At 44.2% G+C, this 20,898-nt stretch carries 19 protein-coding genes; 15 read left to right on the forward strand and 4 right to left on the reverse strand.

All coding sequences use genetic code 11. The features are described from left to right. Positions 1-26 precede the first annotated feature (26 nt). The 5 genes from AC3CHU_RS22850 to AC3CHU_RS22870 all read left to right on the forward strand — a co-directional run bounded on the left by AC3CHU_RS22850 (position 27) and on the right by AC3CHU_RS22870 (position 4,063). A complete protein-coding gene (locus AC3CHU_RS22850; protein WP_114635312.1) occupies positions 27-1,124 on the forward strand; it encodes a ketoacyl-ACP synthase III in 1,098 nt (365 codons plus the stop codon). A gap of 32 nt (positions 1,125-1,156) precedes the next feature. Beyond that, a complete protein-coding gene (locus AC3CHU_RS22855; RefSeq protein ID WP_488519112.1) occupies positions 1,157-1,621 on the forward strand; it encodes a GNAT family N-acetyltransferase in 465 nt (154 codons plus the stop codon). Positions 1,622-1,720: 99 nt separating this feature from the next. Then, entirely contained in the window at positions 1,721-2,953 is a 1,233-nt protein-coding gene (locus AC3CHU_RS22860) for a glycosyltransferase (RefSeq protein ID WP_488519113.1), read from the forward strand. Between the two features lie 202 nt (positions 2,954-3,155). Next, positions 3,156-3,632 carry a YeeE/YedE family protein gene (locus tag AC3CHU_RS22865; protein WP_488519656.1) on the forward strand — a complete coding sequence of 159 codons (477 nt, stop codon included), beginning with the start codon at positions 3,156-3,158 and terminating at the stop codon, positions 3,630-3,632. Further along, on the forward strand, positions 3,632-4,063 hold the full coding sequence (locus AC3CHU_RS22870; RefSeq protein ID WP_488519114.1) for a DUF6691 family protein: 432 nt from the start codon (positions 3,632-3,634) through the stop codon (positions 4,061-4,063). Before AC3CHU_RS22865 ends, AC3CHU_RS22870 begins: the two co-directional genes overlap by 1 nt. Before the next feature lie 159 nt (positions 4,064-4,222). Here AC3CHU_RS22870 and AC3CHU_RS22875 read toward each other — a convergent pair whose 3' ends face one another. Further along, complete coding sequence (locus AC3CHU_RS22875; protein WP_171312806.1) at positions 4,223-5,098, reverse strand: endonuclease/exonuclease/phosphatase family protein; 876 nt, start codon at positions 5,096-5,098, stop codon at positions 4,223-4,225. A 303-nt stretch (positions 5,099-5,401) separates the two neighbouring features. Between AC3CHU_RS22875 and nrdD the strand changes: the two genes are divergently transcribed. Beyond that, positions 5,402-7,522 carry an anaerobic ribonucleoside-triphosphate reductase gene (nrdD, locus tag AC3CHU_RS22880; protein ID WP_017081069.1) on the forward strand — a complete coding sequence of 707 codons (2,121 nt, stop codon included), beginning with the start codon at positions 5,402-5,404 and terminating at the stop codon, positions 7,520-7,522. 172 nt (positions 7,523-7,694) lie between these two features. Beyond that, positions 7,695-8,165: an anaerobic ribonucleoside-triphosphate reductase-activating protein gene (gene nrdG / locus AC3CHU_RS22885; RefSeq protein WP_108209193.1), complete on the forward strand. Its 471-nt coding sequence runs from the start codon at positions 7,695-7,697 to the stop codon at positions 8,163-8,165. Between the two features lie 152 nt (positions 8,166-8,317). Here the strand turns inward: nrdG and AC3CHU_RS22890 are convergent, their stop codons facing one another. Beyond that, positions 8,318-9,745 carry an MATE family efflux transporter gene (locus AC3CHU_RS22890; protein ID WP_488525757.1) on the reverse strand — a complete coding sequence of 476 codons (1,428 nt, stop codon included), beginning with the start codon at positions 9,743-9,745 and terminating at the stop codon, positions 8,318-8,320. 120 nt (positions 9,746-9,865) lie between these two features. Between AC3CHU_RS22890 and AC3CHU_RS22895 the strand changes: the two genes are divergently transcribed. The 4 genes from AC3CHU_RS22895 (at position 9,866) to AC3CHU_RS22910 (ending at position 14,727) form a co-directional block, all read left to right on the forward strand. Next, the gene (locus AC3CHU_RS22895; RefSeq protein ID WP_488525758.1) at positions 9,866-10,702 is read left to right on the forward strand and encodes an AraC family transcriptional regulator; all 837 of its coding nucleotides are present in this window, start codon (positions 9,866-9,868) and stop codon (positions 10,700-10,702) included. 210 nt (positions 10,703-10,912) lie between these two features. Then, on the forward strand, positions 10,913-12,097 hold the full coding sequence (locus AC3CHU_RS22900) for an amino acid aminotransferase (protein WP_488525759.1): 1,185 nt from the start codon (positions 10,913-10,915) through the stop codon (positions 12,095-12,097). Between the two features lie 11 nt (positions 12,098-12,108). Then, positions 12,109-12,795: a putative ATP-dependent zinc protease gene (locus AC3CHU_RS22905; RefSeq protein ID WP_054546836.1), complete on the forward strand. Its 687-nt coding sequence runs from the start codon at positions 12,109-12,111 to the stop codon at positions 12,793-12,795. Positions 12,796-13,119: 324 nt separating this feature from the next. Next, complete coding sequence (locus AC3CHU_RS22910) at positions 13,120-14,727, forward strand: ABC-F family ATPase (protein WP_108209197.1); 1,608 nt, start codon at positions 13,120-13,122, stop codon at positions 14,725-14,727. 205 nt (positions 14,728-14,932) lie between these two features. Here AC3CHU_RS22910 and AC3CHU_RS22915 read toward each other — a convergent pair whose 3' ends face one another. Then, a complete protein-coding gene (locus AC3CHU_RS22915; RefSeq protein WP_017087055.1) occupies positions 14,933-15,457 on the reverse strand; it encodes a hypothetical protein in 525 nt (174 codons plus the stop codon). A gap of 99 nt (positions 15,458-15,556) precedes the next feature. Continuing rightward, positions 15,557-15,955, reverse strand: coding sequence for a YgiW/YdeI family stress tolerance OB fold protein (locus tag AC3CHU_RS22920; RefSeq protein ID WP_108209198.1), 399 nt, complete (start codon positions 15,953-15,955; stop codon positions 15,557-15,559). Positions 15,956-16,243: 288 nt separating this feature from the next. On the opposite strand from AC3CHU_RS22920, the gene AC3CHU_RS22925 reads away from it, so the two are divergent. The 4 genes from AC3CHU_RS22925 (at position 16,244) to modC (ending at position 20,485) form a co-directional block, all read left to right on the forward strand. Continuing rightward, the gene (locus AC3CHU_RS22925; protein WP_237298141.1) at positions 16,244-17,716 is read left to right on the forward strand and encodes a cobyric acid synthase; all 1,473 of its coding nucleotides are present in this window, start codon (positions 16,244-16,246) and stop codon (positions 17,714-17,716) included. A 208-nt stretch (positions 17,717-17,924) separates the two neighbouring features. Continuing rightward, on the forward strand, positions 17,925-18,683 hold the full coding sequence (gene modA / locus AC3CHU_RS22930) for a molybdate ABC transporter substrate-binding protein (RefSeq protein ID WP_237298140.1): 759 nt from the start codon (positions 17,925-17,927) through the stop codon (positions 18,681-18,683). Beyond that, positions 18,684-19,382 carry a molybdate ABC transporter permease subunit gene (modB, locus tag AC3CHU_RS22935; RefSeq protein WP_004731040.1) on the forward strand — a complete coding sequence of 233 codons (699 nt, stop codon included), beginning with the start codon at positions 18,684-18,686 and terminating at the stop codon, positions 19,380-19,382. Then, positions 19,379-20,485 carry a molybdenum ABC transporter ATP-binding protein ModC gene (modC, locus tag AC3CHU_RS22940; RefSeq protein WP_004731038.1) on the forward strand — a complete coding sequence of 369 codons (1,107 nt, stop codon included), beginning with the start codon at positions 19,379-19,381 and terminating at the stop codon, positions 20,483-20,485. The genes modB and modC overlap by 4 nt, the downstream gene beginning before the upstream one ends. Positions 20,486-20,898: the final 413 nt, after the last annotated feature.

The raw sequence follows: 20,898 nt of genomic DNA on the forward strand, positions 1-20,898 counted from the left end.
AGAAACAAACAATAAACAGGTAAATGATGACAAAATTTTACGCCGAAATTACTGGCTGGGGAAAGTGTCTACCACCAGCCGTGCTGTCCAATGATGATCTAAGCACTTTCATTGATACGTCTGACGAGTGGATTCGAACTCGAACTGGTATCGAAAACCGTCGTATCAGTCATGTAAATACCTCTGAGCTAGCGACTGTTGCAGCGAAACATGCCATGGCGTGTGCTGGCCTAACAGCCGAAGATATCGATCTCGTGATCATCGCGACGTGCAGCCCAGATTCCCTTATTCCAAATACCGCATCTAAGGTTCAACAGAACTTAGGCATTAAGAGTGCAGCGGCTTTCGACCTTAACGCAGCGTGTACTGGCTTCATTTACGGTGTCGAAACGGCGACTCGACTGATTCAAGCGGGTAACTACCGCAATGCGATCGTTGTAGGCGCAGAACGCCTGTCATTTTTCATTGATTGGACTAAGCGTGATACCGCGGTTCTTTTCGGTGATGGAGCCGGCGCTGTGGTTCTATCTCGCACTGAAGAACAAGTCGGCTTACAAGAAGCTCAAATCGGTTGTGACGCCGAAGGCCGCGATATTTTAGCGGTACCAAAATTCGGTACGTCTATGGATCGCTTTGCGGCTGATAACGGTTACTGGGACTTTGATTTCGTTGGTAAAGAAATCTTCAAACGCGCAGTGAAAGGCATGGGCGCAGCGGCGCACACAGTTTTGAGTCGCACAGGCATCTCAACCGACAACATTGACGTTGTGATTCCGCACCAAGCGAACATCCGAATTATTCAAACCCTTTGTGATATGGCGGGTATCGATCGCGAGAAAGCGTTTGTTAACATCCAAAATTACGGCAACACATCCGCAGCGACAGTACCAATCGCATTGTGTGAATCGCTAGAGCAAGGTTTCGTTAAGCCTAACGACAATATTCTTGTTGCAGCGTTTGGTGCGGGTTTAACGTGGGGTGCTGGCCACATTAAATGGGGTAACCGTGTTGAACCGCTAGGTCAATCAGATGCTAAGCTTCCAGAAGCTGATAAATCCGCTTTAGAGCTTCTAGAAAGAGCCATTTTACACTGTAAAACACACCCGAATTCAGCGAGCGAATAACGCTGATGGGTACAGTCGTCAAAGTACGTCTTATGACTAAAGCCGACCTTGATGAGGCGGCTTTAGTCCACCAAGCTGCATTTGTTCGACAACAGCACTCTAGAAGTTGGTTACAATGTAACTTAAATGCTGCACCGCGTTTTCTTAACTTTGTTGTGGAGAGTGAAGGCGAGATCTTGGGTTACATCATCTGGGTTCAGAAAAGCGGGTTTAGACCTGAAGCTGTTTTAGAACTAGAGCAACTTGCCGTGTTACCAAGCGTGCAAGGGCAAGGATTGGGAAAAACGCTGATTCTAGATTCCCTGCCGCAGGTAAAACAGCATTTGGCGGATCAAGGCTCGACGCTCAAACACGTGCTAGTGACCACCAGAGCAGACAACTTTGCACAAAAGCTTTATCAATCTACGTTGGGTGCAGAAGTCGAAACCACGATTTCAAACCTGTATTCTGCTGATGAAGTACTTATGATCGCTCGCAATATAGGTGAGCGAATCTGATCGCTGAGTTTTTAGAACTAATTATAATCAGCGGTATAAATCGACTTACGTTTAATTAGGGACTTCTACAGTCCCTTTTGTTATTTCTTAGGAAGTGTTTTGAAGAAAGTTTTAGCAATTGGCTACGTTTGGCCAGAACCGAATTCATCGGCGGCGGGTAGCCATATGATGTCACTTTTACGCCTGTTCAAGAGACAAGGTTGGTCAGTTGAATTTGCAACGCCAGCTCAAGAAACCGAGCACATGATCGATCTTTCTGAAGAGGGCATCACAAGCCAATCTATACAGTTGAATTGCGACAGCTTTGACCAATACATTGAAGAGCTGCAACCCGATGTCGTGATGTTCGACCGTTTTATGATGGAAGAGCAGTTTGGTTGGCGTGTTGAGAAAGTATGCCCGAATGCATTTAAGTTACTGGATACTGAAGATTTACAGTTCCTACGTAACGCGCGCCATGAAGCTGTTAAGAAAGAGACTGAACTGACCAAAGCGCATTTGTACAGTGACTTAGCGAAACGTGAAATTGCCGCGATTCTACGCTGTGATCTTTCGTTGATCATTTCAAGTTACGAGATGGAACTTCTTCAATCTGAGTTCAATATCGATCCAAAACTGCTTCATCATCTGCCTTTCATGGTTGATCTTAATACGCTACCTGAAAGCACGAAAAGCTTTGAAGAACGTAAGAATTTCATGACGATAGGCAATTTTAGACACGCACCTAACTGGGATGCTGTGCTGCAGTTACAGAAGATTTGGCCGAAGATTCGCAAACAGCTACCTGACACTGAACTTCATATTTATGGATCGTATCCGCCGCCAAAAGCGACCGCATTACACAACCCTAAAACCGGTTTCCATATCAAAGGTTGGGCTAAAGATGCTCAAGAAGTGATGGAAGATGCGCGTGTTTGTGTTGCTCCATTACGTTTTGGCGCTGGCATTAAAGGTAAGTTGCTTGATGCGATGAAGCTGCAAACTCCGAATGTAACCAGCGAGATCGGCAGTGAAGGCATGCTACCGCAAGGTGAACTGCAATGGCCGGGTGCGGTTGCTGATGATATCGACGAGTTTGTTGAACAAGCTGTCGGTCTATACAAAGATGAAGAGAAGTGGCTTAAGGCACAAAGCCAGTGTCATTCAATCCTTGAAGCGCACTACGAGCAGAATCAACTCGGCGACGCATTGATTGAGCGATTAACGGCGTTAGAGTCTGAACTTGAATCTCATCGACTAGATAACTTCTTTGGTTCGATGCTCAAGCACCACAGCATGGCGAGCACCAAGTACATGTCGCAGTGGATAGCTGAAAAGAACAAGACTAAGTAGCTGATAAAATATAACCGAATCAAATAATAAGCCCTTAGGTTAACGCCTAGGGGCTTTTTTCATGCGGGACGCTTTCTATTCCAGACTTACAAAACGAAACATACTAGCTCTACATTAGCATTGACTAATTTACATTTATTAGTAAACTCTAATTTATAGTTTGTTATGAGTTTATGATGTTTGTGGATAGGAGAGGTCGGTGATGGGTTTAATACCTTGGGATGCATTGTTCGGTGGCATGTTGTTAGGTGCTTCGGCAATTATACTTATGTTAGGCATAGGGCGAGTAGCAGGAATCAGCGGTATTGTTAGCCGACTATTGCCATCAGGTTCGAACAATAGTGCAAGCAAGGCTTCTCAATCAGGTACGGACAACAACGTTGAGAAGACCGAAAAGCACTGGCGCATCGCCTTTGTTGTGGGAATGGTCATAAGTGGTTGGCTATTAATCCCGACAGGCTATCAACTTCCACAGTTAGAAGAGATGAATTTCGTTTTAGTCATTATTGCTGGTCTTTTGGTTGGCTTTGGTACTAAAACAGCAAATGGTTGTACTAGCGGCCATGGCATTGTGGGAATGGCTCGTTTATCTAAACGTTCTATTGTTGCGACCTGCGTATTTATGGGCGTGGCAATCGTAACCGTGTTTATCAAGAATCTGATTGGCTTGGGGGCATAATGAAAAACGCTTCATTTACTATCGTTGTCGGTTTGGTCGCAGGTATTCTGTTTGGGTCAGGAATGATTATCTCAGGCATGGTTTATCCTGAGAAGGTACTCGGCTTCTTAGACATTACCGGTAACTGGGACATTAGTTTGGCATTCGTTATGGGTGGCGCGCTATTGGTCTTTGCACCGTTTTATCATTTGGTCATTAAAAAGCGCGCTAAAGCGATTAATGGCGAGCCGTTAGATAGCCGTAACAATCCGTTGATAGACAGAAAGCTGATTCTTGGCTCTACAGCGTTTGGCTTAGGCTGGGGGATTGCAGGCTTTTGCCCGGGGCCTGCAGTAACCAGCCTTAGTGGCGGTAACCCTACGGTATGGCTGTTCGTCTTAAGTATGCTGGTGGGGATGTGGCTAGCGGGTCGAACCAATAAAGGTTGCTAGCAGTACGCCTACCATTTATTGCATGGCTGAGAGGATTCGATCTTATCTGACCAAACAGAGAGGCTGGCCCGCTTTCAGTAAAAGCCAGTCAGCCTCTTTCTATATCTACTGTTTTCTATTATTTGCACTTATCTACAATCTGCCGTTATCTAAAATCTACTATTTAATAGTCGTTGAAACAGGGCAGTGGTCACTGAGTTTGTAGTCCAGAACATCTTGCGTTTCAAATACCTTTTGCTTCGCAGGAGAGGCATCCAAGGACTTGCTCACAACAATATGATCAATCACCGAACGGAACTGGTGTGTGCGATGATTGTTGCGGTTTGAGCGCACCTTACAATCTGCTCGAGTTTTTCTTGTTGCCAACTGGGCATCGGTATTTTGCGTCATATCTTTCCACATCCAATCTCTTGAATAGGATAGGTTGTGGTTGAAATCGCCTAGAATCGCGTAGTCTTCACCATTACGTTCTCTTTGCTGTATCCACTTATTCAGTTGCTTAGCTTGGTCTTTAAGTATTGAACAGTCACGGTTCGACTTGTAAGCGCCGCTGCAACCCGCCTTTAAGTGCACTGACAACATGTGAATTGGATTTGAATCCGTTTCCACAACCATATAACTGGCAAATCTGAGCTTGCTGTTAGCACTCGTTTCCAGAGGAAAGTCAGCGTAGTCAGTGAGAGCGATTCCTTTACGAACCGCGAAGCCCGTATATTGGTTCACTTCTTTGAATTGTCGGTTACTGTTTTTGGGCAATGAACGATCAGACATCAATATTTTGTATTGAGCGCCGGCGATGCGTTGAATGGCATTGATGTCATCGACTTCTTGAAAAGCGACCACATCCGCATTTAAGGATTGGAAATACTGTTCGAGTTTATCGAAATCTGCTTGGTTTCGTTTGGAAGAAAACTTATTCACAGCCTCGTTGGTTGATAACCATTCGATATTCCAACTGGATATGGTCAAAGGTTCAGCAAATGTCTGGCTACTGAGTAAGCAAGCTAACATTATCCACTTTTGAAGTCGTTTCATCCCAAATATCCCTAATTTTGGTGTCCAATATAGTTGAGCCGTTATCCTACAACACTTACCAAAAATTCAACTCTTTTTAGCAGTTTTTTTATTGTTACATTGTTTCTTTTCGACTTGAGAACTCACGTAATAATATTGGATTTATCTTGTTCAGCGTGCGCGTTTTATTGATCCAAATCAATACTCAAAGTTGGTGGTTCTCGTTAAATACGCCACAATATCTAGTGTTAGTTAAACGATAAATCGCTCTATATAGTGTGTTTGTGGATAAGTCTGTGAATACCTCAAGAGTAAGGAGAAGTGGTGAAATCAATCGTAATCAAGCGTGATGGCTCAAGAGCTCCATTCAGTAGAGATCGTATCCAAGCTGCAGTGGAAGCAGCATCAGACAAAGCCGATAAGGAAATTGCTATTTATGCTCTGAATGTGGCATTAGCAGTTGAGTTGAAGCTCGAAGACTACGATGAAGTTCATATTTCTGAAATTCAGACTTTGGTCGAGAATGAGCTAATGCAGGGACCGTATAAGTCTCTGGCTCGTGCCTACATTGAATATCGTCATGACCGAGACATCGCACGTGAAAAGCAAAGCGCTTTAACTCGTGAGATCGAAGGTTTGATCGAAGAAAGCAATGTTGATCTGATCAATGAGAATGCCAACAAAGACGGTAAAGTAATCCCAACTCAGCGTGATTTGCTGGCGGGTATCGTGGCTAAACACTATGCAAAAACTCACATTTTGCCGCGTGACATCGTACAAGCTCACGAGTGTGGTGACATTCATTACCACGATCTAGACTACGCACCGTTCTTCCCAATGTTTAACTGTATGCTTATCGACTTGAAAGGCATGTTAACGCATGGCTTCAAGATGGGTAACGCGGAGATCGACACGCCTAAGTCTATTTCTACAGCAACAGCGGTAACCGCGCAGATCATCGCGCAAGTCGCGAGCCACATCTATGGCGGTACTACGATTAACCGTATCGATGAGGTTCTAGAGCCTTACGTTATGGCGAGCTACGAGAAGCATTTATCACTAGCGAAAGAGTGGGACATTCATAGCCCAGAAGCTTTTGCTATCTCTCGTACCGAGAAAGAGTGTTACGACGCGTTCCAATCTCTGGAATACGAAGTAAACACGCTACACACGGCTAATGGCCAAACTCCATTCGTTACGTTTGGTTTTGGTCTAGGCGAAAGCTGGGGTTCGAAACTTATCCAGCAATCTATTTTGAAAAACCGCATTGCAGGTTTGGGTAAGAACCGCAAAACAGCGGTATTCCCTAAACTGGTGTTTGCAATCAAAGATGGTTTGAACCACCAGAAGCAAGATCCAAACTACGACATCAAGCAATTGGCGCTTGAGTGTGCGTCTAAGCGTATGTACCCAGACATTCTTAACTACGACAAAGTAGTAGAAGTGACAGGGTCATTTAAAACGCCTATGGGTTGCCGTAGCTTCTTGAATACTTACGAAGAAAATGGTGAGTTGATTCACGAAGGCCGTAACAACTTAGGTGTAGTTAGCCTCAACTTGCCACGTATCGCGATTAACGCGAAGCAAGATATGGTTAAGTTCTACGAACTGCTTGATGAAAAATTGAAGCTGGCTCGTCGTGCTCTAGAGACTCGTATCTCTCGTCTAGAAAACGTCAAAGCACGTGTTGCTCCAATCCTATATATGGAAGGTGCATGTGGTGTTCGCTTGAAAGCGGACGACTCTATTGCCGATATCTTCAAGAACGGCCGTGCTTCTGTTTCTCTCGGCTACATTGGTATCCACGAAGCAATGACTGCGCTTTACGGCACAGATGTTCACCTGTATGACGACGGCGAAATGCGTGCTAAAGCGCTTGAGTTAGTGGAGTACATGAAGCGTGAAGTGGAATCTTGGACCAAAGAAACAGGTTACGCGTTCAGCCTATACGGCACACCAAGTGAAAACCTATGCAGCCGTTTCTGCAGCATTGATACCAAAGAGTTTGGTGTGATTGATGGCGTGACAGACCGTGGTTACTACACAAACAGCTTCCACTTAGACGTGCAGAAGAAAGTGAACCCATACGACAAGATCGATTTCGAGATGCCTTATCCTGAAATCTCTAGTGGTGGTTTTATCTGTTACGGCGAATTCCCGAACATGCAGAAGAACATCGAAGCACTAGAAAACGTATGGGATTACAGCTACACACGTGTTCCTTACTACGGCACCAACACGCCGATTGATGAATGTTACGAGTGTGGATACAACGGAGAGTTTGACTGTACAAGTAAGGGCTTTACGTGTCCTAAGTGTGGCAACCATGACTCAACCAAAGTGTCGGTAACACGCCGTGTATGTGGTTACCTTGGTAGCCCAGATGCACGACCATTTAACTTCGGTAAGCAAGAAGAAGTTAAACGCCGCGTGAAGCATCTTTAATCTAACGAAGGATCTTAGTTAAGATCTGCGATCTTTGGCTAGCTCACTTAGAAGAGCTACGTTTCAAGACATAAGATTGGTATCGGCGCTATGTCGATACCAATTCTTTCGTTTCAGTTCTTACAGCACTTCCTTCAAACTATTAAGCAATACGAGTTTTCAATACTGCCTTATGAATTATCATCAATATCACCCAATCGACGTTGTAAACGGCCCAGGAACACGATGCACTTTGTTTGTGTCGGGTTGTGTGCACCAGTGTCGCGGGTGTTATAACCAGTCGACGCAACGATTGGACTCTGGGCATTTGTTTACTCAAGAACTGCAAGACCAAATTATTTCTGACCTCAATGATCCGAGAATTAAGCGTCGTGGTTTATCGCTTTCTGGTGGCGATCCTCTGCATCCGGCAAACGTGTCTGAAGTGCTGAGGCTTGTTCAGCGTGTAAAAGCGGAATGTGAAGGTAAAGATATTTGGATGTGGACGGGTTATGAGTTAGATGAGCTGGATGACAAACAGAAGCAAGTGCTTGAATACGTTGATACCTTGATTGACGGCCGCTTCGAGCAAGACAAAGCGGACCCAATGTTAGATTGGCGTGGTAGTTCAAACCAAATCATCCATCGATTTACTGACTTATAAACTTATAAGGTTTGTTCTGATTCAGTATTCTCGTGAACAGAAAAAGAAACAGAAAAAAGGGCTTCATCGTTAGCGTAATGCTACAAATCAGCCCTTGGGTGTGAGTTCTTTTGAATCTATCGCCCGAACGTAAGTATCGGTTTGGCGCCTGTTTAAATAGGAATGTGCTCAGGCTCATCAATTAGGTTGTTTATCCATTTCTTGGATTGAATCCTCTTACTGGTTAGAACGATTTTGGCTAGTTCTTCCAGCAGCACAATCATCAAAACCCATTCTAGCGGCCACCTCAACACCAGAGCAGTATAGTAGGCGAGGGGAATACCGATTGCCCATTGGCCAAACAGGTCGATGAAGATGCTGTAGTTGATATCGCCACCACTTTTCAGCACTCCGCCTATTCCAACCATATTGAAGACTCTTAATATCATGCCGAGTGCCATTACTAAGGTAACGTTAACTGCCGTATCTTTGAGCTCTAAGTGCGTAAGACCGATCATGTATACGATCGCGGGTTTAGCAAACCAGCACAATAAGGCTAACAGAACCGCAAGCCCACAGCTGACCAATACATATCCCCAAGCGGTATTCTCAACACGTTGATAGTTCTTTGCGCCGATCTCGTTGCCTAAAATGATCGAAGCAGCGACGGCAAAGCCCATGAACGCCGAGATCAAGATGCTTTCTACTGGTGATAATAATGAGATTATCGCAAGCTCGCCAACACCCATCTGACCAACAATAACGTTATAAATCAGAATGCCACCCGCCCAAGCCGTGTCATGAATCAACATCGGAATCGCTATCTTGAAATACTTCTTTCTATGCTTCGGTAATATCGCATCGCGCCAATTGCTTAGTGTTGGGAATAGGTGGGCGTAGTGTTTCTTTGCCATAACAAACAGGGTAATCGTTTGAAAAAATCGAGACACCGTAGTACCGATTGCCGCGCCAACCACCCCCAGTTCTGGAAATCCAAACAAGCCAAAGATCAATAAGGCATTGAGGATCGCATTGACGATGATCGCCCAGATGCTGATCTTGGTGGGCAGCCTAGCTTCGTCGACCGATCGCAGTGCGCTTTCTAGTGGCACTACGATCGCGGTACCAAAAAGGCTGGCTCCTGTTATCCAAAGGTAATCCGTTGCCAAGCGGACGTAATCAGGGTCTGAGGCCACCACAGACACCACTGATTCAGGAGCCAATGTATAAATCAACACAAACGGGATAATGGCGACAATCGACAATGCCCACGATTGCGCTAGTGTGCGTCTAATCCCGTTGAAATTACCCGCACCAAAATATTGCGAAGCTAGCACGCTGACGGCGCCGCTAATCCCCGACACCATGATCAAATTGAAGAAGAAGATGCGGTTGCCAACGCCCACAGCGGCGGTTGCAGAATCACCAAGCTGATTGACCATAAAAATATCGACCACGCCTAGTAATGAAAACAACATGGTTTGCAGTGAGACAGGTAAACCAATGTGTAATAGTTTTTGCCAAAACTCTTTGTCCAAATGACGATATGTCGAGAGCATCGCATTTCTCCTGTGGTTAATATGTGAGAAGTTTATCGGCATTTGTTTTGCCTGTATTGTTCCTGTTCATCACAAACTTTTGCCAAACTCTCTATTTTCCAAAACTATCGAACTACTTACAGGCGACTCAGTTGCAGGCAAACCCAATGAGTGAAAAGAGAAATGAGTGAGAAGCAAGAACGGTATGAGATTTCTGAAAACACGCATCAAGAGTTTGTCGACCAAAGCCATGTATTGGCATTCGAAGAGCTAGGTATCGTTCAGTGTGGGACGGCGTCGTGTCGTGATTTCTTTTCGGTGTATCGGAAAAACCAACAAAAACACATGTTGCTGTATACCGTGAGAGGAAAGGGTTGGTTAGAAAGTGGGGCGTGTCGCTACATTCTAGAGCCAGGGTCGTGTATTACCGTGCCTGCGGGCATTGAGAATGGATTCGGGATTGAAGAAGAAACATGGCAAATCGCATGGATCTTTCTCTCACCCGATAAACAATGGGAAAATGTCGTCAGTGATGAAGTGAGTTATACGCTGTCTCCCGCAGCAGAAGTCGTCTCGTCGTGCATTCATACTCTGTTGAGAAGCATTGCCTTACCGATCGATTTGGGTGGAGCAATTGCTAATCATAGTGTGGCTCAAATAGAACACATGATTAATGCTCCGGTACCTCAGCAACAATCACGCAATTTGATTCGTTTAAGACGAGTGTTCGACAACGTACAAAAGCAGCTCCACAAGGAATGGAACGTTCATGAGCTGGCAGGCTTATTCCCGTGCTCAGAGCCCCATTTCCATCGTTTGTGCCAACGTTATTATTCACATAGCCCTATGACTCATATCATGCGCATGAGGATGGAGTACGCAGCACGCTTGCTGAAGTCGAGTGATTGGTCGATTCAACATATTGGCGAGATAGTGGGTTATCCCAATGCCGCTAACTTTAGTACTCGGTTTAAGGCGTGGTCTGGAATGACACCGAGGCAATTCAAACAGAACACTTAATTGAAGTCGTCACAAAAGACTTAACAATAAGCCCGTTTATTTTGTGATTGGTCATTAAACACCCGAAATATTCACTTTATCTTGGCTTAAAATGACCAATCTCTGATTACTTATGGTAACTAAGCTCTTCTATTAAAAAATGTTTCTGATTTTAGTACGAAAATGTTAACGTGAAATTCAATACTTGAATTTCAAAGGGTTGTGACTTTCATGTTTTCACATCTACCAAAACCAACTTTAGATCCAATTTTATCTCTTTCTGTCGCTTACCGCGGCGATCCTCGTACTGACAAAGTCGATTTAGGCATTGGCGTTTACAAAAACGACCAAGGCGAAACACCGATCATGAAAGCCGTTTCTATGGCTCAAGACATTGTTGTCGATACTCAGAAAACCAAAGCTTACGTTGGCCTAGCAGGCTGTGAAGAGTTTAACCAGAGCATGGTTGATCTGCTGCTTAAAGGGACTTCTGCAATGGATCGTGTTGCCGCGATTCAAACACCGGGTGCAAGTGGTGCACTTCGTATGTTGGGTGACTTAATGAAAGTTTCTCAACCAGACACCACGGTTTGGATTTCAAACCCAAGCTACGTTAACCACAAACCGGTAATGGAAGCGGCAGGCTTAAAAGTTCGATACTACAATTACTTCAGTCCTGAAACGAAGCAAGTTGATGTTGCAAGAATGATGGAAGACCTATCAACAGCGGGTCCATCAGACGTTGTACTACTTCACGGTTGCTGCCATAACCCAACGGGTGCTGATATCAACTTTGAAGCGTGGCAGGAAATCACCAAACTATCTCAGAAAAATGGTTTCTTACCGTTCGTTGATATTGCCTATCAAGGCTTTGGTGACGGCCTAGAAGAAGATGCAAAAGGTCTTCAACACATGGCTAACAACGTTGAAGAAATGCTGATCACAACATCTTGCTCGAAGAACTTCGGTTTGTATCGTGAAAGAACGGGTGCTGCGATCGTTATCGGTAAGAACAGCGAACACGTTGGCAACGCAAGAGGCAAGCTTCTTACGCTGGCTCGTTCAACTTACACTATGCCGCCTGATCACGGTGCTGCTCTGGTTAAAACAATTCTTCAGAATCAAGAGCTAACGAAGATTTGGAAGCAAGAGTTGAGTGAAATGCAGCAACGTTTGTTAAATCTGCGCCAAAGTTTATGTGATGAATTGCGAAATACTTACAACACGTCACACTTTGACTTCATTGAAAGCCATAAAGGTATGTTTAGTGTACTAGGCTTTAAAGAAACTCAAATGAATCAATTACGTGAAGAATATGGAGTCTATGGTGTTGGTGACGGACGCATCAATATCGCAGGCCTTTCTGAATCCCATATTCTTTATGTAGCTAAAGCGATAGCTAACGTTTCGAAATAGAAGGTGACTGAATGTATAATTGGAAAGCGATTGTAGTTTTAATGCTCAGTGGTGGCCTGTTTGCTTGTTCGACGACGACTCAAGTTCCTGTCGAGCCAGAGCAAAAGCCTCAAGTAGAACAACCTGTTGTGGATGACTCTTCAAAGACTGAAGCAACTGAAGGCGAGAAAGTAACGGAACCTACAGAGAAGCCTGAAGAAGTAAAACCAACTGAGCCAGAAGTTAAACCTGAGCCAGTTGAAAAGCCACCAGCAAAACCGTTAAAAACGGATGATGGAAAACTGATTCTTGGTGAAGAAGAGTGGGTGTTTGTTCCTGGTTTGAAAGAAGCATTTAAAGCTCGTATTGATACAGGTGCAACAACATCTTCGATCAGTGCTGTAGATATCGTTGATTTTGAGCGTGACGGAAAAGACTGGGTTAAGTTTAAAATTGAGCATGACGGTATCACAACCAAAGAGATCAGTTTACCGGTAGAGCGTTGGGTTAAGATCAAGCAGTCGAGCGCGGAAGGCACACAACGACGTGCTGTTGTCGTAGCTTCAATTCAAATCGGCGATCTGAAAGACAAAACTGAGTTTACGCTAGCAGACCGAACGCATCTTTCTTTCCCTATTCTATTGGGTAGAAGCTTCTTTAGAGATGTTGCGGTAGTGGATGTAAGTCAAAAGTACGTTCAAAAGAAAATTACTAAATAACGGTTCTTCTCATAATCAAGGCTTTTAGACTTGAAGAGAGATAGCTTTAAAAGCGATCAGATTAGAACATTTTTAGTATCGATAAATTGAATCCCTGTCAGTTCAACTGGTGGGGATTTTTCTATTTACACGTTAATAACGTATGAAAAGCATCTAAATGGTCTATGTTTACGATTCGTTTACTGTTTGGCCTCGACAACGTGATCGAGATCTCTATATAATCCGCGCTTCGATTTTTGTTTAATCCATACTTTCGTACTTCTTATTTAGGTTCTTGAAATAGCCTAATAATTATCTGTCAGTACACGCTTAGGAATTAGTTCTTTGATATCTACCGCGAACATCACAATGCAATTTGGCGCAGAGCCGTTGTTTGAAAACATCTCTGCTAAATTTGGTAACGGCAACCGCTATGGTTTGATCGGCGCCAATGGTTGCGGCAAGTCAACGTTCATGAAAATCCTAAGTGGTGCATTAACGCCAAGCTCGGGCAACGTTTCTATCACTCCAGGAGAGAAACTGGGTGTGCTAAGCCAAGATCAGTTCGCTTTTGAACAATACAGCGTTATCGACGTTGTGATCATGGGTGACAGAAAACTGTGGGAAGTAAAACAAGAACGTGACCGTATTTACTCTTTGCCAGAAATGAGCGAAGACGATGGTATGAAAGTCGCTGAACTTGAAAGTGAATTCGCTGAAATGGATGGCTACACAGCAGAAAGCCGTGCAGGTGACATCCTAATTCAAGCGGGTATCGAAGAAGAGTTCCATTTCGGCCTGATGCAGCAAGTTGCTCCAGGTTGGAAACTGCGTGTGCTTCTGGCACAGGCTCTATTTGCAAACCCAGATATTCTGCTTCTTGATGAACCGACCAACAACTTGGACATTCATACGATCAACTGGCTTGCTGAAGAGCTAAACCAGCGTAAATGTACAATGATCATCATTTCGCATGATAGACACTTCCTGAACTCTGTGTGTACGCACATGGCTGATATCGACTACGGTGAGCTACGTGTTTACCCTGGCAACTACGAATACTTCCTAGAAGCGTCTGGTTTGATTCGCGAGCAACTTCTAGCAAACAACGCTAAGAAAGCGGCTGAAATTAGCGAACTTCAAGATTTCGTTAACCGTTTTGGTGCAAACGCATCTAAAGCGAAGCAAGCAAGTTCACGTGCTAAGAAAATGGACAAAATCACGCTTGATGAAGTGAAATCATCGAGCCGTATGAGCCCATCAATTGATTTTGGTGAGGGCAAGAAATTACACCGTCAAGCGCTTGAACTTAAAGAGCTTAGTCACGGCTTCGATGGCGAAACACTGTTTGCTGGTGGTAACTTGCTGCTTGAAGCGGGTACACGCCTTGCTGTTATCGGTGAGAACGGTGTGGGTAAAACCACGCTGCTACGTTGCCTAGTTCAAGAACTAGAGCAAAACGAAGGTATCGTTAAATGGTCTGAAAACGCATCGGTAGGCTACTGCCCACAAGATAGCACGACTGACTTTGACAACGACCTGAGCATCTTCGATTGGATCTCTCAATGGCGTACAGTGAAGCACGATGACCTTATGGTACGTGGCATTCTAGGTCGTTTATTGTTTACCGCTGATGACGCGAACAAGAAAGCGCGTAATTGTTCAGGTGGTGAGAAGAACCGTCTGTTATTCGGCAAGCTAATGATGCAAGACATCAACGTGCTTGTAATGGACGAACCAACGAACCACATGGACATGGAAGCAATTCAAGCGCTTAACGATGCGTTGAAGGTTTACACTGGCACACTTATCTTCGTAAGCCATGACCGTGAGTTCGTTTCTTCTTTGGCGACACACGTTATTGATGTGAAAGACAAGCAATTGGTTAGTTTCCAAGGTACTTATGAAGAGTACTTAGATCATCAGAAAAAGATGCTGATGGTTGCTCTATAGATGCAAATTGCTCGCGAAGCCTTAATGTGGCTAAAGCGAGCGATAACAGCGAATAATAAAAAGCCCCGAGCATGATTGTGCTCGGGGCTTTTTAAATAGTATCTCTGTATCACTACTTAGAAAGGGAATTTAGCTTAAAAGTCGACCCTAGCTTAGAAACAGAACTTAACTAAGGCAACTAATTCAGTTTAGCAGCCGATTCAGTTTAGAAGCCGAATCGAGCAGACATTAAGATTTGGTGGCCATAAGTACCATTGTTCCGCAGATCTACACCAACAGAAAGTTGATCGGTTGAGTGAAAACGAGCACCAAAACCAACAATTGAGTTGCTGTTATCGTTATCAATCAGTTGACCAAGGCGAGCGTTGACTTCAACATTTGCAATGATCCAGGCTTTTACGCCGATGTTTACTTCCGTTTTAATGTCGTTTTCATCGTTTCGCTCGATGTTGTGTAATAGCATCTGGCCATAGATATCGGCAAACTGTCCAATCGGACCATTAAAGCCAACACCAGCTGCAGCATCCCAGTCACTTTCGAAACCACTATCAATACGACCGATAAAATGAGCATTTTGAGTAAATAGTGTTGTGAACTCACCACCAAACGTACTAGGGCTAGCCCCCATGCGTAGCTCGAATGTGTTGTAGTTAAAGTTGTTTGCAGACGCAGAGAATGAACACAGTGCAGCTAGTCCTAAAAGGACAGTCTTATTCGTGCAACCTAGCATGGTGACTCCATATAAATTGTATTTTTCGGCAGTATAATACAAAAAAGCCTGCAATATGCAGGCCAATTACTTGAAGTCAGTATGTTTTGTATTTATCGCTTATAGAACTTGGATATGATCCACTTCGATTTCCGGTGTCTTGCCGCCTTCATATTCGCCGAAGATGCGTACTTTAGTATCAGCAGTTAGCGGTTGTGCTAGGCGGATATCATCATCCAATTCGATTTGAATTTCACTCTGCCCATCAGAGAAGACAAATGTATCATTCTTTAGTTGACGAACAATCTTGCCATCTACAATCGCTTCTTGCTCTGCGAACATGCTTGTGTCGGCAAGTAGTGTCGCAACAGAAACGGTTTCAATCGGCCCTGTGTAAGCGATAGCGCTCTCGTGCTTGCTATTGCTGTTGTGGGTATTGCTGCTGTTGTGGTCACTAGCCATTGCGAAAGTAGGGGCAAGGATAATAGTAGATGCGATAGCTAATACAGTTTTTTTCATGGTGAATCCCTTAATGTTGTTTTTAGTAGAAACGTTTTTCTGAATTTGAAACGTTTCTTTTCGTTAGTACGTTTTATTTGTTGATGCGCTGCTTATTGTTCATAAGCTTCGTTTCGATGGAGCCATTAAACAACACCGGGGTTGAATCCAGAGTGAGTAACACATTCATTTTCCATTCATTTTATTGAGCATCTACTCGGCAATGACGTTAAGATGGAGGCAGAGAAATATTGCGTACAGCTATAAATTGAACATTAAGAAATTAAGAAATTAAGGATTTAAGTACAGATGCGATCACCGTTAAACGCCCTTATGGTTCAAGGGACAACGTCAGATGCCGGAAAAAGTGTTTTGGTGGCAGGTTTATGCCGTGTTTTGGCAAGGAAAGGAATCAAAGTGGCACCTTTTAAGCCACAAAACATGGCGTTAAACAGTGCGGTGACAAAAGATGGCGGCGAAATTGGTCGCGCTCAAGCCGTTCAGGCGCAAGCTTGTAACATTGAACCCACTGTTCACATGAATCCGGTATTGCTAAAACCCAATTCAGATACTGGCGCACAAGTGATTCTGCAAGGCCGAGCGATCAGTAACATGGAAGCTACGGGCTATCACGATTACAAGAAAGTGGCGATGGATACCGTTATTGACTCATTTGACCGACTTTCTGACGAATACGAAAGCGTGATGATTGAAGGGGCGGGTAGCCCAGCAGAAATTAACCTCCGCGAAAATGATATTGCGAACATGGGATTTGCTGAAAAGGCGGATATCCCTGTGATCATTGTTGCTGACATTGACCGTGGTGGCGTTTTTGCACACCTCTACGGCACATTAGAGTTGTTATCTGAATCTGAACAAGCTCGCGTAAAAGGCTTTGTGATAAACCGCTTTAGAGGCGATATCGCGCTACTTCAATCTGGACTTGATTGGCTAGAAGAGAAAACCGGCAAGCCAGTGATTGGTGTATTGCCATATCTCCATGGTTTTAACCTAGAAGCGGAAGATGCCATTACCTCAGCTCAAGAGTCTGACGGAGAAGCTAAGCTTAAGGTGGTGGTGCCAGTGCTAACCCGAATCAGCAACCATACGGACTTCGACGCGTTAAGACTTAATCCTTCCATTGATTTACGTTATGTCGGTAAAGGTGAACGTATAAACAATGCAGATTTGATTATCTTGCCGGGTACAAAATCGGTAAGAGCTGATTTGGATTACCTAAAACAACAAGGCTGGGATAAAGATATTCAGCGTCATTTACGCTTGGGCGGCAAAGTGATGGGTATTTGTGGTGGTTACCAGATGCTAGGAAATATCATCCACGATCCAGATGGCGTTGAAGGTGAGCCAGGAAGCAGCGAAGGGTTAGGATATCTCGATACTGAAACGACGCTAACACAACAGAAAACCTTAACAAACATGCGCGGCACCATGACACTTGATGGTAAAACAGCACAAGTAAAAGGGTATGAGATCCACGTAGGTAGGACTGATGTCAAAGAAATAGCATTACCGGTTCAGTTAGAATCAGGCAGCCTTGATGGCGCTGTGAATCAAGATAACTCAATTTTTGGTACTTACCTGCATGGCGTATTCGATAACAGCGATGCGTTGTCGCTTATTTGCGAATGGGCAGGAGCCAACGATGTAACAGCGATTGACCATGAACAGCTTAAAGAGCTGGGTATTAATCGAATCGCTGATGCCATCGAAGAGCATTTAAATCTTGATTTGCTTTGGCCGGAATTAACCATTTCGGTCTGAATTAAAAGCTTTAGCCTGAATTCAAAAGCTTATGTCTGACTCATTAGCTTATGTCTGACCTAATAGCTTCAAGCTTTAGCTTGCGTTAATAGCTTTAGCTTTCGTTAATAGCTTTAGCTTTCGTTAATAGCTTTAGCTTTCGTTAAACCGTTGAGTCTGTCTTAAAACGAGCTCAAGAACTGAAACGAACAATAGATAAGTGATCACAATGAAAAAGCGAGTCATCCTTTTAACCATCGCCTTAACTTCGGCATTGAGTTCTAGTCATCTTTTGGCTGCGGAAAAGCTACGAGTTTACGCTGCATCGTCGATGACGAATGCGGTTAACTTGTTGGTCGAAGAGTTTGAGAAAGATCATTCTGTCGATGTTATTCCAGTCTATGCGAGCACGTCATCTTTGGTACGCCAAATCGAAAGAGGCGCGCCAGCAGACATATTTATCTCGGCAAACGAAAAATGGATGACGCATTTAGTCGATCGTCAATTGGTTTCTAGTGACAATGTCACAAACTTGTGCGAAAACGAATTGGTGCTAATTTCCCCGAAAGAGACGCCAATATCGTTGGATCTCTCAAACGGTGACCAATGGGCTAAACTACTAACGAATGAAAGACTTGCGGTTGGTAACACCATGTCGGTTCCTGCGGGTATCTATGCGAAAGAAGCGCTAGAAACGTTAGGTGTATGGGACGATGTGAAGACTCGATTGGCACTAAGTAACAATGTTCGTATGGCATTGGCTTTGGTAGAGCGTAGTGAAGCTAAGCTTGGCATTGTCTACAAAACAGATGCGTTGCTTTCTAAAGAAGTGAACCTAGTGTCGACGTTCCCATCAAATTTACATACGCCAATACGTTACCCTGTAGCGAAATTGAGCGATAAAGTCGTCGCAGAAGAGTTTTATACTTTCCTAAATAGCGGAAAAGCGAAGGACACCTTGAACAGTTTTGGATTTGAAGTGCGTTAAATGATGTATTTATCGGAATACGAATACCAAGCCTTAATGCTGAGCTTGAAAGTCGCTGGTTTTGCCATCTTGTGGCTTATTCCTATCGGCATCGGCTTAGCATGGTTGCTTGCTAAGAAACAATTTGTGGGTAAAAGCATTGTAGAAAGTATTGTCCATTTGCCTTTGGTACTTCCACCTGTGGTCATCGGTTATTTGCTGCTAGTGATGATGGGCAGGCAAGGCGTTATTGGCTCTTGGCTTAATGACGTGTTTGGTATCGTATTCAGTTTTAGCTGGAAGGGCGCGGCACTCGCGTGTGTTGTTGTCGCGCTGCCATTGATGGTTCGCTCTATTCGCCTGAGCCTAGAAACCGTAGACAGTAAACTGGAAGAGGCCGCAGCCACATTGGGCGCTTCACCTCTTCGTGTGTTTTTCACCATCACTTTACCTTTAATGATCCCAGGGATCATTACTGGCACCATGCTTTCATTCGCAAGAAGCCTAGGTGAGTTTGGTGCGACCATCAGCTTCGTTTCAAATATTCCCGGTGAAACTCAAACCATTCCATTGGCCATGTATACCTTTATTGAAACCCCTGGCGCGGAAATGGAAGCGGCGCGTTTGTGTGTCATTTCAATTGTGATAGCGCTTGGTTCATTAATGCTATCTGAGTGGCTCAACAAAAAGTCAGCAAAACGCTTGGGAGGAAATGCATGAGTGCTTTGATCCTTCAATATCAGCAGCAGCTTGGTGAAACCTTTTTTGATATCGATTTAGAGTTACCGAGTAGCGGGATTACGGCGATTTTTGGTCGTTCTGGTGCGGGTAAAACTTCCCTTATCAATGCGATCAGTGGCCTTAAACAGCCAGACAAAGGCTTGATCAGCGTATCTGGAACCACTCTGTTTGATAGTCGTAATGGCATTAATTTGCCAACCCATAAACGCAACGTTGGTTATGTGTTCCAAGAATCGCGATTGTTCCCGCACATGAAAGTCGCGGCGAATCTTAAGTACGGTATGAAAGGTGCGGACAAAGCGCACTTTGAGCAAATAGTTTCGCTATTGTCTTTGGACTCATTGCTTGATCGCTATCCAGCTCGCCTGTCTGGCGGTGAGAAGCAACGTGTGGCAATTGGACGTGCTTTGTTGTCTAAGCCGAGTATTTTGTTGATGGATGAGCCATTGGCCTCTCTCGACTTACCTCGTAAGCGTGAAGTGATGCCGTTTCTGGAAAACCTTTCTGAAACAGTGAATATTCCAATCATCTACGTTACGCACAGCCTTAATGAGATCCTACGCTTGGCCAATCACCTAGTGATCATAGAGCAAGGCAAAGTCATTTCGTCGGGTGTGACAGAAGAAGTGTGGGCTTCAAGAGCCATGCAACCGTGGCAATCATTCTCAGAACAAAGTTCATTGTTTGAGGGGACGCTGGCTGAGCACAATGACGATTACGCGTTATCTCGACTGAAGCTTGGTAAATCGACATCGTTGTGGGTTCAGAAGGTGTCGAGCGACATTGGAGCTGCGGTAAGGTTACAAGTTAGGGCAAATGATGTCTCTATCACGCTAGAACAGCCGCAAGGCACTTCTATACGTAATATCCTCCCTGTGACCATTAAAAGCGTAGAGACGCACCAGCAAGGCTCAAACAAGCAGAGTGTTGCAGTAGAACTGGAGCTAGAGCCTGGTTGTTACTTGTGGGCCACCATAACCTTGTGGGCTCTGGACGAGTTGAGTTTGGAAATCGGTCAGCAAGTCTACGCTCAAATTAAAGGCGTGAGTGTCGCCCAGCGAGATATTGCCGTCACGCACTGATTCAGGCGCGACTTTTGAGGCAATGAGTGAGATAAGTTCGATCATTGTCTTTTCTATGTTTACTGCTTTTCAGCGGGTTTAACGTTTGTCAGTGATGCTTACTGCTTGTTTGCGATACTTACTGTTTGTCTGCAATATGAATACTTGTCCGCGATATGAATATTGATCTTGATTCCATGAATGGATACATGCGTCATTTTTTTACGGTATAACTGCCAGCTTTACGCCACACTGTATGAGTGTTAAGGCATATTACTTATTTGTAGAATGTCAAAAGCGACACTGACAAGAGCTTCAGTGGCAAAAAACACAAAGATATTGTGAGCGAAGCTCTCAAGCAACGAACAGAAAAAGCTGCAGGCACAAAAAAGCCGCATGTTTTAAATAACATACGGCTTAATCATTAAGTTTTC

It is taken from the genome of Vibrio sp. QJM3NY_39 (assembly GCF_057785895.1).